This window comes from Nocardia sp. NPDC088792 (assembly GCF_044750615.1).
In the GTDB taxonomy this organism is placed as follows: domain Bacteria; phylum Actinomycetota; class Actinomycetes; order Mycobacteriales; family Mycobacteriaceae; genus Nocardia.
In genome coordinates this window covers 170,204-181,183 of sequence record NZ_JBIVKC010000001.1, presented here as the reverse complement: position 1 = coordinate 181,183, position 10,980 = coordinate 170,204, and the positions used below count along the sequence as shown (strand labels likewise).

Annotated in this window: 17 protein-coding genes; 15 read left to right on the top strand and 2 right to left on the bottom strand. The window is 62.9% G+C overall.

All coding sequences use genetic code 11. From position 1 onward, the window contains the following. The first annotated feature begins 191 nt into the window (after positions 1-191). Positions 192-734, top strand: a complete 543-nt coding sequence (locus tag ACIP5Y_RS00870) for an HD domain-containing protein (RefSeq protein ID WP_400349037.1) — start codon at positions 192-194, stop codon at positions 732-734. Here the strand turns inward: ACIP5Y_RS00870 and ACIP5Y_RS00865 are convergent. Next, on the bottom strand, positions 725-1,195 hold the full coding sequence (locus ACIP5Y_RS00865) for an NUDIX hydrolase (RefSeq protein WP_400346411.1): 471 nt from the start codon (positions 1,193-1,195) through the stop codon (positions 725-727). The two genes, ACIP5Y_RS00870 and ACIP5Y_RS00865, sit on opposite strands and share 10 nt — an antisense overlap. Beyond that, positions 1,192-2,037: an XRE family transcriptional regulator gene (locus tag ACIP5Y_RS00860; RefSeq protein ID WP_400346410.1), complete on the bottom strand. Its 846-nt coding sequence runs from the start codon at positions 2,035-2,037 to the stop codon at positions 1,192-1,194. The genes ACIP5Y_RS00865 and ACIP5Y_RS00860 overlap by 4 nt, the downstream gene beginning before the upstream one ends. A gap of 193 nt (positions 2,038-2,230) precedes the next feature. Here ACIP5Y_RS00860 and ACIP5Y_RS00855 point away from each other — a divergent pair, with 193 nt between their 5' ends. The 14 genes from ACIP5Y_RS00855 (at position 2,231) to ACIP5Y_RS00790 (ending at position 10,710) form a co-directional block, all read left to right on the top strand. Beyond that, positions 2,231-2,404 carry a hypothetical protein gene (locus ACIP5Y_RS00855; protein ID WP_400346408.1) on the top strand — a complete coding sequence of 58 codons (174 nt, stop codon included), beginning with the start codon at positions 2,231-2,233 and terminating at the stop codon, positions 2,402-2,404. Between the two features lie 389 nt (positions 2,405-2,793). Continuing rightward, positions 2,794-3,549 (top strand): hypothetical protein, encoded by a 756-nt coding sequence (locus tag ACIP5Y_RS00850; protein ID WP_400346406.1) that lies wholly within the window; start codon positions 2,794-2,796, stop codon positions 3,547-3,549. 2 nt (positions 3,550-3,551) lie between these two features. Continuing rightward, a complete protein-coding gene (locus ACIP5Y_RS00845) occupies positions 3,552-3,806 on the top strand; it encodes a hypothetical protein (protein WP_400346404.1) in 255 nt (84 codons plus the stop codon). Between the two features lie 92 nt (positions 3,807-3,898). After that, entirely contained in the window at positions 3,899-5,872 is a 1,974-nt protein-coding gene (locus ACIP5Y_RS00840; protein WP_400346402.1) for a hypothetical protein, read from the top strand. Continuing rightward, a complete protein-coding gene (locus tag ACIP5Y_RS00835) occupies positions 5,869-6,045 on the top strand; it encodes a hypothetical protein (protein ID WP_400346400.1) in 177 nt (58 codons plus the stop codon). Before ACIP5Y_RS00840 ends, ACIP5Y_RS00835 begins: the two co-directional genes overlap by 4 nt. Then, complete coding sequence (locus ACIP5Y_RS00830) at positions 6,042-6,959, top strand: DUF2637 domain-containing protein (protein WP_400346399.1); 918 nt, start codon at positions 6,042-6,044, stop codon at positions 6,957-6,959. The genes ACIP5Y_RS00835 and ACIP5Y_RS00830 overlap by 4 nt, the downstream gene beginning before the upstream one ends. Further along, positions 6,956-7,396 (top strand): hypothetical protein, encoded by a 441-nt coding sequence (locus ACIP5Y_RS00825; protein ID WP_400346397.1) that lies wholly within the window; start codon positions 6,956-6,958, stop codon positions 7,394-7,396. Before ACIP5Y_RS00830 ends, ACIP5Y_RS00825 begins: the two co-directional genes overlap by 4 nt. 32 nt (positions 7,397-7,428) lie before the next feature. Continuing rightward, positions 7,429-8,355 (top strand): hypothetical protein, encoded by a 927-nt coding sequence (locus ACIP5Y_RS00820; RefSeq protein ID WP_400346395.1) that lies wholly within the window; start codon positions 7,429-7,431, stop codon positions 8,353-8,355. Positions 8,356-8,625: 270 nt separating this feature from the next. Further along, positions 8,626-9,090, top strand: a complete 465-nt coding sequence (ssb, locus tag ACIP5Y_RS00815; RefSeq protein WP_400346394.1) for a single-stranded DNA-binding protein — start codon at positions 8,626-8,628, stop codon at positions 9,088-9,090. Positions 9,091-9,092: 2 nt separating this feature from the next. After that, positions 9,093-9,437 (top strand): hypothetical protein, encoded by a 345-nt coding sequence (locus tag ACIP5Y_RS00810; protein ID WP_400346392.1) that lies wholly within the window; start codon positions 9,093-9,095, stop codon positions 9,435-9,437. A 58-nt stretch (positions 9,438-9,495) separates the two neighbouring features. Next, complete coding sequence (locus ACIP5Y_RS00805; RefSeq protein ID WP_400346390.1) at positions 9,496-9,918, top strand: hypothetical protein; 423 nt, start codon at positions 9,496-9,498, stop codon at positions 9,916-9,918. Continuing rightward, on the top strand, positions 9,918-10,316 hold the full coding sequence (locus ACIP5Y_RS00800; protein WP_400346388.1) for a hypothetical protein: 399 nt from the start codon (positions 9,918-9,920) through the stop codon (positions 10,314-10,316). Before ACIP5Y_RS00805 ends, ACIP5Y_RS00800 begins: the two co-directional genes overlap by 1 nt. Continuing rightward, entirely contained in the window at positions 10,316-10,522 is a 207-nt protein-coding gene (locus ACIP5Y_RS00795) for a hypothetical protein (protein WP_400346387.1), read from the top strand. The genes ACIP5Y_RS00800 and ACIP5Y_RS00795 overlap by 1 nt, the downstream gene beginning before the upstream one ends. After that, entirely contained in the window at positions 10,522-10,710 is a 189-nt protein-coding gene (locus tag ACIP5Y_RS00790; protein WP_400346385.1) for a hypothetical protein, read from the top strand. The genes ACIP5Y_RS00795 and ACIP5Y_RS00790 overlap by 1 nt, the downstream gene beginning before the upstream one ends. Positions 10,711-10,980 lie beyond the last annotated feature (270 nt).

Here is a 10,980-nt window from a genome sequence, read left to right as displayed (position 1 = left end):
CTCTGGGGCCCAATCGTCGGTCGAACTAGTCCAGATAGTCGCGCACTAGGGATGGTTGTGCTCTGTGCCGGTACCTGGACAATCGAGGTGGCGGGTGAGCGTGATGTCCGCCGATATCTTGGACTGAGCAGTTCGACCCGTGATCAGGCGAGCGAAGCGGCTAGCCCGCCACTACCGTGTGGAGTGTGAAGATGGCGACCGACCTGCGTAGCTGGGCTGCCAACATCGCGCGTGTCGAGCTTAAGGGACTACCGCGACGTTGGGAGCACACTCAGGGGGTCGCCCGACAAGCTGAGCGCGCTATCAGTGTGGTCGACGATCCTGATCTGCTTGTGGCGGCGGCCTGGCTGCATGATGTCGGCTATGCGCCGCGGCTAATTCGAACAGGGGTTCATGCCATCGATGGCGCGATGTTCCTGGCGGACCTCGGAGCCACAGACCGACTGTGTGGGCTAGTAGCGAACCACTCGTGTGCGTGTATCGAGGCGCGGAACCAGGGCGCCGCAATTGATTGGCCGGACGAGCGAACCGCTGTCCGAGATGCGCTGTGGTGGGCCGACATGACTACCACGCCAACTGGGGGAGTCACTGATGTGCGTCGCCGCATCCATGAGGTCCTTGACCGGTATGGACCGGATCATGTGGTGGCACGCTCAGTGACGGAGGCATCCGGGGAGTTGATCGCCGCGGCTGAGAGGACCGAGCGACTGCTAACCGACCTTGTTCAGGTGTAGTACGGCTCGGTTCGGCTCGTCAGCCCGCTCTCGATTCGGAGTTTGATCGATGGGTGGATGTCGCGGGTGTCCAGGTCGTCTGGCGCGATCCATTCGACGGCCTTCGATTCTGTACTCGTCCGTAGCTCGCCGCCAATCGGATCGGCAGTGAAACAGATGGAGAACTCCTGACGGACTTCACCATCGTCATATGCGATGACATGGTCAGGGTTCGAGAAAACTCCTACCAGGCCCGTCACTGTGACGTGTATGCCTGTCTCTTCCTCGACTTCGCGAACAACAGCCTGGGCCGGCGTCTCGCCAACCTCCATGCCGCCGCCGGGAATCGAGTACTTGTCGTTGTCAGTGCGGTGGATCATCAGGATTCGGCCCTGGCCGTCCTGCACTAGCGCGCTAACCGCGACCTTGATGCTGTTGGCCTTCGGCGCGTTCGGATCGTGGAAGAAGTCAGTTCGGCTCATGCCCTGATCCTGGAGAAGTCGGCGGCATCGGAGTTCGACCAGACGTGTTCGAAGCTACTCATGTACGTCTCGAAGAGGTCGCCCATGGGCAAGCGACGCAGATGCATTGCAGGTGCGTACGCCCCGGGCTGACCGAAGACATGCATGTTCACGATCATTTCATCGTCGAAGCGAAAGATCGAGTTGTAGAGGGTCGTGCCGTGGAAACGAATCTCGACACTGTCGATACCTGTCAGCGGTTCCACGAGCGCCAAGGCGTTCTTGATACGTGCGGGTACGGTTCCGACCGCGAGTCTCTCCTCACCGCTTCGCTTGACCGCTTCGTCTGCGAGGGGATCACCGAACAGCATCCGCGCTGAAAGTCCCTGCTTCACCTTGGTTTTGATTGTCTTGGCGAATGCGGGCTCTTCAGCGAGGAAGAGTCCAGCCAGGACCAAGATGTCTATCCGCTCCGAGCAATCCCGCAGCAGCCGGGACCATAGCTCGGCTGGGATCAGACTGCGATGCGGAAAAATCTTGACGACCTCAGCCTCAGCCAATTCGGTTCGGCGTTCGGCATCAATCGCATCGGGGAACAGATAGTTCTCGGACTCGTGAACGAGCGCTGCTATGGCGCGTCGATGTTTCGGATACGGTGTCCTGCCTTTGCTGATCCACCGCTCAACTGTTTTCGCGTCGACGCCCAGTGCCTCGGCGGCACTGTCTGGGCTAAAGCCGTTGCGCAGCAAGGATTCAAGTAGGCGGTCGTTCGACACTGCCTCACCCCCATCGAGGATTTCCAAGGACGAGTTTACTCCGTCGGGACGTCCTTGGAAATCCCTTTTGCCCATGATGCCGTCCATGCCTCATCGAGTTCTCTTGTGACACAGGCGAGTACAGGGCTCGCCCGAGGGTTTCAAAAGGAACTGATCGGAGGCATTTCTCGTGACACAGGACAAGGGTGATCGCGCGCTGCAAGCCAGGATTGCGGCGCATGCATCGTGGGCGCGAACCGAGGATCGCGCAGCTCGGACTGCGAAAGCTAGGCGCGCGCTGATGGACAAGTTCGAGCGAACGGTAGACCCTGACGGACTACTCGCGCCGGAAGAGCGGGCATTTCGCGCCGAACACGCGCGCAAGGAGCACTACCTGCGCTTGAGCCGGAAGTCTGCACAAGCGCGCCGACGTCGCATCTGCCGCAACAAGCACAACGCTGGCGGTGCAGCATGATTCGTACTGCCTTCCTGCTGATCGCTGTTGTTCTGGCTGTCGGACTCTTCGTGCCACAGCTCGGGGTGCTCCTTCTGATCGCGGTGCTCCTGCTTGGAATTGCGGGCCTGATCTGGAGTTACTCGAACCCTTTCGGCCCGAGGCGGCGGGGTGGTCGGCGATGAACGACTACTTCATGTCTGGGCGTGAGGACCGAGTGGCTGCGTCGATCCATCCGGGTGTGCTCGCGGTTCTGGTGTTGGCGGGTTTGGTGTTCGCGGCGGGCCTGTACCTGGGGGTTCTGTTGTTCGGGCGGCACGACAGTATTCCGTCGTCGGTGGTGGTGTGCCCGACTGTGGGACCGGTTGCGGTGTTGCCTGCGGAATGCCCTCGGCCGCCGGAGGTGGCTCATGAGTGAGCCAGAGATTCGGTTGCAGGCGTGGGAAACCCACATCGAGGAGTTCGGCACGCAGCAGTACGGCCTGTCGTTCGACACCTTGATCAAGGCGGTGGGTAAAGGACCACGCGCTGCGCACAAGTTGGCGCGGAGGTTGAAGAAGTCCGGCCGTGCGCATGTGGTGCGTATCGATTACGGGTCGCCGGGGCCGTGGCGGAACTCGAAGAATTTCGATGAACCGGGTGCGGCACCGCATGGTCCGCTGTGGATGTTCGCGGATCGCCAGATCGCTTGGGGTTACCTCGAATTCGATCCGGGTGAGTGGCATCCGAAGGCGTCGACGGCGGCGCATCTGACCGCGGTGACGGAGTTGCGCTTGGCGCTGACCGGTCTGGATACCGATCCGCAGGTGTGGACCAGTGAGCGGCTGTTGCGGCGGCGGCTCAAGACCGAGAGCGGGCTTGCCGGCATCCACATTCACGATGCGTGGTTTCAGGATTTCGCTGATCCGGACAAGGTGTGGGCGGTCGAGGTCGAGTTGTCCCGCAAGTTCGGAGACGGCCGCTTGACCCGGTCACTGTCCGCGGCACTGGAGGCCGCCGAGCGCAACGACTTGTGCGGCGTCTTGTACTTCGTGCGCGGAGACGGTTTGCGCCGTGCGGTCGAGGGTGCGGCGACGCGTCTTGCTCATCAGCGGAATCTCGATCGTCTGCCGAATCTCGAAATCCATGACCTGGACGCCACTTTGGCGCGAAAAGGAGTGCGGTGATCATGCACGAATCCGAATCGAACCTTCCCCGCCCGCTGCGGGTGTTCGTCGATGAAGCCGGTGGCGCATCCGAGGCCCGGATACAGCGCTGGCTGCACGAAGTCATCACTCATTTGGGGATGACTTCCTCAGGAGCAGCGCTGTGGTCGACCACACCGGGCCTGGATCTGTGGTCGATGAACCGCGACGAGGCAGCCACCACTCTCGAAGCGCTGATCGACAAGGCCGAGTCACCGGAGGAGGTGGAGGAGTCATGAGTGATTGCGTGCCATTGATCACTCCCGCGGACTGCGGCGCCACTTCTACCGCGGTGCCGACCACGCAGATTCCTGCGCCGTCTCAATCTCTGGTGAGTACTCCGGTGAATACGGTTCCGGCGGAGCAGCATTCGCCGGATAGGTTCCAGAATCCGTCCCTACCCAATGGCTGGCACGCCCCGAACTGGCACCTGCACATCTCCAGCGTGACCGAGGTGTTCGCATGGTTCGGCACCCTGCTACTCGGGGTCGGGTTCATGGTCGTGCTGGCGGTAGCCATGATTCGGGTGGCGCATGCGCGGCGCTGGGATGCCCGCCAGGTCCGCAACTATGCCCTTGGGGCGCTGGTGTTGCCGGTGGGAGCGATGGGGATCGCGAACTCCTGGTTTGCGGCTCCGGCGTTGTGGTGGCAGGGCACTCGGGTGCTCGTGCATTCCGGTCCCGGCTCCGGGGCCCTGGTGGCGATGACCGCCGGATGCTTGCCGCTGGCGTGGGGTGGTGCGGCGTTGTATCGGGCGCGGTTCCTGTCCCGGTTGGGGACGGAGGGTGTGGATTCGCCGTGGAAGACCCGGCGGCTGTTGCGCCGTCAGCAGCACGGCAGGGCTCATGCTGCGCGTCAGGCGGCGAAGTACGGTGCGCCGTTGGTGACGGGCTGGCTGAAAACCCGTGTGGTGCTCGGGCCGCTGTCGGAGCGCACCGATGCGACGCAGCCGACGACGATTACGCAGTTGGTGGAGAAGCGGTCGGCGAAGTTGGAGATCCCGATCGAGGATCTCGGGCACATGATCGTGCTGGGTAAGTCGCAGAAGGCGGGCAAGACCACCATGCAGGTCCGCCTGGGAACCGGCTTGTACGAGGCGTACTGGCATCGGTACGTGCGGACCGGGGAGAAGCGTCCCCTGTTGATCTACCTGGACTGCAAGGGCGGCAAGGGCGGGCTGGCGACGGGTCGTCAGATGGTGAAGATCGCGCATCGGTTGGGGGTGCGACCGGAGCGGATCGCGTTGTGGCCCATTACGAATCGGTTCGATATGTGGGATCTGAACGAGGGTGATCAGTGCGCCACGCTGGAATCGATGATCAACCCGGTGCAGGCCACGGATGCGGGTTCGGAGCATTTCAAGCAGAACCGTATCCGGGTGGTCCAGCTCGCGGTGATGGCCCCGGGCGGCAAGCCCAAGGGCAAAGACGACTTCCAGGAACGGCTTTCACTGGATTGGCTCAAAGATCATTGGGCGGGCCACGACGCAGTTCTTGCGGAGATCGATGATTTGCAGCAGAACAGGCCGCCCGCGATCGGGGATGTGGCGGGCAAGTTCCGCAACATCTTCAACGCGATCGGCGAAGGCTTCGACGGCGGCCGACCCCTCGACAGCTTCGACGTCATCTACGCGACCACCCCGGGCACAGTACGTGGCGAGTATGCCCGCGCCCAGGTCGCCGCGATCACGACTCTGATCTCCCAGTTCGCATGTGGGGATCATGACCGGCAAATCATTTTGATCATCGATGAGATGTCGGCGGTGGCCGACAAATCCGGTGGCATCAACCAATTCGCCATCGCGGAACGGCTGTTGGGTATGGGTGTGGTGGCGATCTTCTCCGCCCAGAACCAATACGGGCTCGGCCAAACCCAGGACGAACGCCGCCGCCTGATGGAGGCATGCCCCTCCGGAGCGCTGCTGATGGCTCTGGAGGGCGCGGGCAAGGTGTCGGAGGTGTTCGGGACACGCCCGGTCACCGAAAACTCCCGGCATTCCAAGAACGGCAAGGTCGGCGACGAAGGGACGCTAGGCAATCGGGAAACCTTCTTCATCGACCCCAACCGGCTCGCCGAGTTCGACCGCGGCGACGTGGTGTGGGTGCACGCGCTGAAAGCCCAATGGGGGCACGTGATCCCGGTCGAGTTGGACGAGATCACCGAACTGCCGGCGGACCCGCACCCGCAACGCTGGACACAGAACACTCAGCCGCGGATTCCGCTGAAGGCGGTGCGCGACCTCGATTCCGGACGTGCCCGCCGCGCGGATCTCGGCCTCGATGCTGAGGGCGGTGAGGTCGCATGACCGACTACCTGCACCCGATCGCCGCCTACGTGGCCACCCAGAACGGCTACCGCGACAACAACAATGACCGCCCCGGACACGCCGCCCCGGACATTGTGGCCACCCCGGACAACCGGGTGGACAGCATCGTGGACACCCCGGACACCGAGGTGGACAGGGGGCGGACACGATGACCACCCACACCGTTGAATCCCGGGGCCGTCAGGTCGCGCGAGTGGGGTTCGTGTTCGGGTCGCTGACCTCGGTGGCCACCAATGTCCTGCACACCTTCCTACCGACTGTCCACATGCCCACCGGGCTGGCCCTAGCCATCGCGGCACGAGTGGGGTCCGCGATCTGGCCCATCGGACTCGTACTGAGCATCGAAGTGCTTTCGCGGGTCACGTGGCGGCGCGGGCCCGGCTGGGCCATCGCCCGCTTCGGTGGCGCGGGCACGGTGGCACTCGGGTCCGCGGTGATCTCCTACAGCCACGTGCGGGATGTGCTACTGGCCTGGGGGTATGGGCATCCAGCCGCGGAGTTCGGGCCGTTGACCCTGGACGGACTGATGGTGGTGTGCGGGTTCGCCCTGCTCTCGCTGACCCCCTCCAGGGCCACCGAATCGAAGCATCGGGACGAGTTGAACTCCGCTGTACCGCAATCGGTCCAGGCAGTCGCATCGAAATCGTTTGTCGTACCGGAGATTCCGTTGGCAGCACAGATCGAAGCACTCGCCGAGCCCATCCTCACGGTCTCCGAGGTAGTGACCGCGGTGTCCGGACAGGCGGACACAGTCCCCGGTGAGGTGGACAACAGCGAGGACATGGAGGCGGACAGCCGTCGGCAGCGGGCCCGGGAGTTGCACGCCCAAGGTTGGACTCACGCCCGCATCGCTGCCGAACTCGCGGTCAGCAAACGCACTGTCCGCCGCTACCTGTCCCCAGGCACGGACACCACCACGGCCGAGAACGGCCACGCGGACAGCAGCGAGGACACCCGAGCGGCCACCCCGGACACGACGGCCATGGTGCCGGACCCGCTGACCGCGCACTGGCTGCACGGGATCGACACGAACCATCACGACAACCACGAAGGAGTTTCGGCATGACCACCAACAGCGGGAAAGGCATCGATTGGGACGGTGAACTGCAAGCGCTCATGGAGTCCTCCGGCATCAAACTCGCCGAACTCGTCCGACCGAAATGGACTGTGCGGGCACGCCGCCGGGTGCTCGGTGCCCGCGCCTTCATGGCGGCGGTCGTGATCACGGGGCCGCTGATGTGGCTGACCGCGGCATCCGGTGCACCCGAGGCGGCCGTGGTCCCGGTGCTGGTGTGGCTGGCGGGCTGGATCGGCTACGGCGCATGGCTCAGCGCGGGCCGCCCGGACTGGAGCATCACCGCTCACACCGCCCGCGATCTCGGCACCGCCGCATTCCATGCGATGTCGCGTTTCTACTTCGCCCATTCCCGCCCAATACGGGCCTGGTGGCGAGCCCGGCGCGTCGCCCGCACCCGTGCCGCGCTGACCGAGGCTACGGCCTGAATCCCTGAAGTCCGAGAAAGGAACGAAATCTCATGTCCGGTAACCAAGTTGACGAACTCGCCCGTAACTGGCCACAACTGGCAGCGTTGCTGTTCCAGATGTTGCAGCGCATCCAGCGAGCCACTGCTGATGGATCGATCCGGCTCTCACGCGCGGACTACAAGCAATTCGCTGCCGAACTTGCCGATGCCCAGAAGGTTATGAACCACGAGATCGGCACGACTCGTGCGTGGTATCAGGCCCGCACCGAGGAATACCAGCGCGAATCCCAGGCCGCCAAGGCCCGCGCCGCGGCCGGCATGCCCGTCGAGGAGCAGGCCAAAGCGAGTGCGTATCTGTTGGGGTTGCGTGCCGGTATCGAGCACACCGTGCACGACAGCGTGCTTACTCCTGAGCAGCGCGGGCAGGTCGTGCAGTCCCTGGACCGGGTCGATACTGATCCGTCGAAACCGGTGGCCCGCAATGTGTTCGAGCACACCATCGGAGTCTCGGCCGTAAAAGCCCGCTACACCGCCGCGGCAAGTGAGCAAAAGGTGGCCGAGCACCGCCAGCAACTCGCCCGGACCACCACCACCACGGTGCAGCCGGAACAGGCAGAGATCACCCAGTGGCGCCAGGACAACGCACGCCGCTTCGACGACCTCGCCGGGCGCTTGGACCGCCTGGAAGACTGCATCAGCACTTTACATCCGCAGGAAACCGCTACCGCCACATCCACTTCCACCAATGGACATGCGGTACCGCATGAGAACCAAAGGGCTCGCCAGCGTACTGGTCAACGACAAGAACAGCATGCCGAGGCACAGCACACCAATGGCGCGACCGCGCATTCCGAGGCCACCGCCGAGGCCGATGCCGACAGCGAGCACCCGGCGCCGCAGAAACAGTCCACTGCTGAACAAGGACAGCAGACGAGCGCGCAGGCGGAATCGACGGCACAGATGCAAGCCGAAGCCTAACGAAGACAATGTGCCCTCTTATTGTCCTGTGCCTGCCAATGTGCCGTGTTCCGACGTGACCATCACGAGTTTTCTTATATAGCAGACAGTTTCATTTGAACCTCCATCTCATCCAAAGATTTTTTAACAACAAATCAGAAAGGAGGTACCGGCTACGACAGCTGAATACCCGTGATGCTCCTGCATCACAGTTTACGAGGATTGGACAACCTCACCGAGACCTAGGTTTCGGTAATCCGAATTATTTCAACAACTTTCAGGAGTTATGACATGTCCGGAGAGACGACTCTCACCATTATCGGCAACCTCACCGCCGACCCTTCGATTCGTTTCATGAACGATACGGGTGATGCGGTGGTCAATTTCACGGTCGCATCCACTCCGCGGGTCTTCGATTCGAAGACCAAGGCGTGGAAGGACGGGACGGCGTTGTTCATGCGCTGCACCCAGTGGCGCGAAGCAGGCCAGCACGTCGCTGATTCCCTGGCCAAGGGAGATCGGGTGGTCGTGGTCGGCAAGTTGCAGCAGCGCGAATACACCGACCGCGAGGGCGTCAAACGCCAGATCGTGGAGTTGGTGGCCGAAGAGGTGGGGACGTCACTGAAATACGCGGTGGCCAAACCGGTCCGGTCCAAGAACCGCAACAGTGGCGGGCGACCGAATCCGAAGGCAGGCAACGACTCCGGGGCCAGTGATGACCCGTGGGGCGCGCCCAGCACGGACGAGGTGGCCTGACCATGGCATGCATGGAAAGCCGCGCCGGAACAAGTGACGGCCGTGGCGATATCACCTTCCACTGGCACGAGACCGTGACCGAGGTGTTCCTGACCATGAGTGCGGCCGGTCCGTGCATCGAGGTCGCCTGGAAGCCCACGGCCGAGTCCGGAGTACGGGTCTACCTCGCTCTGGAGGAAGCCACGGACCTTGCCGACGCCTTGACCGCGGCACTGATCGCGCACAACCGGTTCAGTGCCGAGAACGACGGCGAGGATTCCGGCCCGGACTGGGGACCCAGCCCGTCGCCGGAGGATCTGCCGCCGGTCTTCGGGCCCGCGGTGTGGCCGCAGGAACGGGAGTTCTGATGAACAACCGCTTGCACCACAACACCATTCACACCACCAATCAAGAAGGAATCTGATCATGGCATTCTTGAGCAGCTCAGCACACACCTCCGACAACTACCAGGGAGGCCGTGGGCATATGGGCTTGTCGTGGCATCGCATGCCGTTGCCGAAAGTTCAGGTGCTGAAGGAAGGCGATCAGCTCGGCGATATCGAGATCCGTTGGCTGGTCGATATTTCCGATGGTGTGAAGGCGTATCTGAATATCGAGGAGGCACGAGCACTCTATGAGCTCCTGGGCGAAGCCATCGTTCAGGCCATGGTCCGAGGCGGGGTAATCCTGGCGCCCCACAACGGCATCGACAACGAGGTCGATGACACGGAGACCGTCAACGGTGACGGTTCCGGGTCAGTGCCGGCATGGGTTGACCAGGCTCGCGAGCACGGTTATCGGTCCCCGCGCGAATCCCTGGGCCTGTCCGATTCGAAGGAGGTGCGGTGATGGGTCGTCATACCCTCGCAGCACGTGCCGATCGGTTCGGGCGGCTACTGGTCACGATGGAGCCGGGTGCGAAGTTCCGGTTCACGTTCCTCTACAACCTGGGCGGGCAATACCGATCGGTCACGGCCGAACTACCCCGTCCGGGGACCGCAGATCTGTTGCAGGCCATCACCGACGCCCTTCAAGACGGGACTGCGGTCGAGGACAGCGAACCCGCTGCCGCCGACGCGAAGGCTCATGGGGTGTGGGTGGCCGAGCTGATCAAGGAGCGCGATGAACTGCGAGACGAGTGCAAGGAACTGCTCGATCAGGTGCAGTGCCTGCAATGGGATCTCGGCGCACTCCAAGCCCAGCACAACCTGTGCACCGAACAGCCCTCGATCACCGGGAGGCGGTAATGGACCCGAACACGGCCCTGACCCGAATCCGGGAGTTGATCAAGCAGTACGACGGGATCGGGATCTGGGATGCCCACGATCACAAGCATCTGATTCCGCTGCTGATCGAACTCACCGATCACGTTGTCGGGCTGGATCAATGGCTCTCACACGGCGGGTTTCTGCCCGGCGAGTGGGAATGGGCACGCCAGCCGAGGAAGGCGTGATGGCCATGGTGGCCGAGGTTCACCTCATCGACCGATCGGCGCTGTATGCGGTGATCGGGGCCGAGCTGGAATATCTGACCGAGGTCGGGGTGATCGTCGGTGACATCCACGTCGCGGACGAAATGATCGTCTCGGCGATCGAAGCCCGGTGGACAGTGTTCACCGAGAGCCCGGAGGTGACAGCATGACCGTCGACCTCGAATGCTGCGGTACACCAATGAGTCTCATACCGGCCCGCCCAGTGGACGCGCCGTTCGAGTACCTCATGTACTGCTACGAATGCGGTCACCATGAGCCGTGGGACGTCGATGAAGACCCCGCAGTGCGTGGTGATGGCCAGCCAGGGGAGGACCGGCCGTGAGTGGCTCGGGATACCAGTGGTGTGGCTGCCGGGACTGCTTCGACACCGTCGTCGCAACAGTCGACACGCTGATCCTGTGTGGACTCTGCGAAGAAGC

Excerpts from the sequence above, each read along its gene's own strand:
- ACIP5Y_RS00870 (WP_400349037.1), top strand. The coding sequence starts at position 192 with ATGGCGACCGACCTGCGTAGCTGGGCTGCCAACATCGCGCGTGTCGAG.
- ACIP5Y_RS00865 (WP_400346411.1), bottom strand. The coding sequence starts at position 1,195 with ATGAGCCGAACTGACTTCTTCCACGATCCGAACGCGCCGAAGGCCAAC.
- ACIP5Y_RS00860 (WP_400346410.1), bottom strand. The coding sequence starts at position 2,037 with ATGGACGGCATCATGGGCAAAAGGGATTTCCAAGGACGTCCCGACGGA.
- ACIP5Y_RS00855 (WP_400346408.1), top strand. The coding sequence starts at position 2,231 with ATGGACAAGTTCGAGCGAACGGTAGACCCTGACGGACTACTCGCGCCG.
- ACIP5Y_RS00850 (WP_400346406.1), top strand. The coding sequence starts at position 2,794 with ATGAGTGAGCCAGAGATTCGGTTGCAGGCGTGGGAAACCCACATCGAG.
- ACIP5Y_RS00845 (WP_400346404.1), top strand. The coding sequence starts at position 3,552 with ATGCACGAATCCGAATCGAACCTTCCCCGCCCGCTGCGGGTGTTCGTC.
- ACIP5Y_RS00835 (WP_400346400.1), top strand. The coding sequence starts at position 5,869 with ATGACCGACTACCTGCACCCGATCGCCGCCTACGTGGCCACCCAGAAC.
- ACIP5Y_RS00830 (WP_400346399.1), top strand. The coding sequence starts at position 6,042 with ATGACCACCCACACCGTTGAATCCCGGGGCCGTCAGGTCGCGCGAGTG.
- ACIP5Y_RS00825 (WP_400346397.1), top strand. The coding sequence starts at position 6,956 with ATGACCACCAACAGCGGGAAAGGCATCGATTGGGACGGTGAACTGCAA.
- ACIP5Y_RS00820 (WP_400346395.1), top strand. The coding sequence starts at position 7,429 with ATGTCCGGTAACCAAGTTGACGAACTCGCCCGTAACTGGCCACAACTG.
- ssb (WP_400346394.1), top strand. The coding sequence starts at position 8,626 with ATGTCCGGAGAGACGACTCTCACCATTATCGGCAACCTCACCGCCGAC.
- ACIP5Y_RS00810 (WP_400346392.1), top strand. The coding sequence starts at position 9,093 with ATGGCATGCATGGAAAGCCGCGCCGGAACAAGTGACGGCCGTGGCGAT.
- ACIP5Y_RS00805 (WP_400346390.1), top strand. The coding sequence starts at position 9,496 with ATGGCATTCTTGAGCAGCTCAGCACACACCTCCGACAACTACCAGGGA.
- ACIP5Y_RS00800 (WP_400346388.1), top strand. The coding sequence starts at position 9,918 with ATGGGTCGTCATACCCTCGCAGCACGTGCCGATCGGTTCGGGCGGCTA.
- ACIP5Y_RS00795 (WP_400346387.1), top strand. The coding sequence starts at position 10,316 with ATGGACCCGAACACGGCCCTGACCCGAATCCGGGAGTTGATCAAGCAG.
- ACIP5Y_RS00790 (WP_400346385.1), top strand. The coding sequence starts at position 10,522 with ATGGCCATGGTGGCCGAGGTTCACCTCATCGACCGATCGGCGCTGTAT.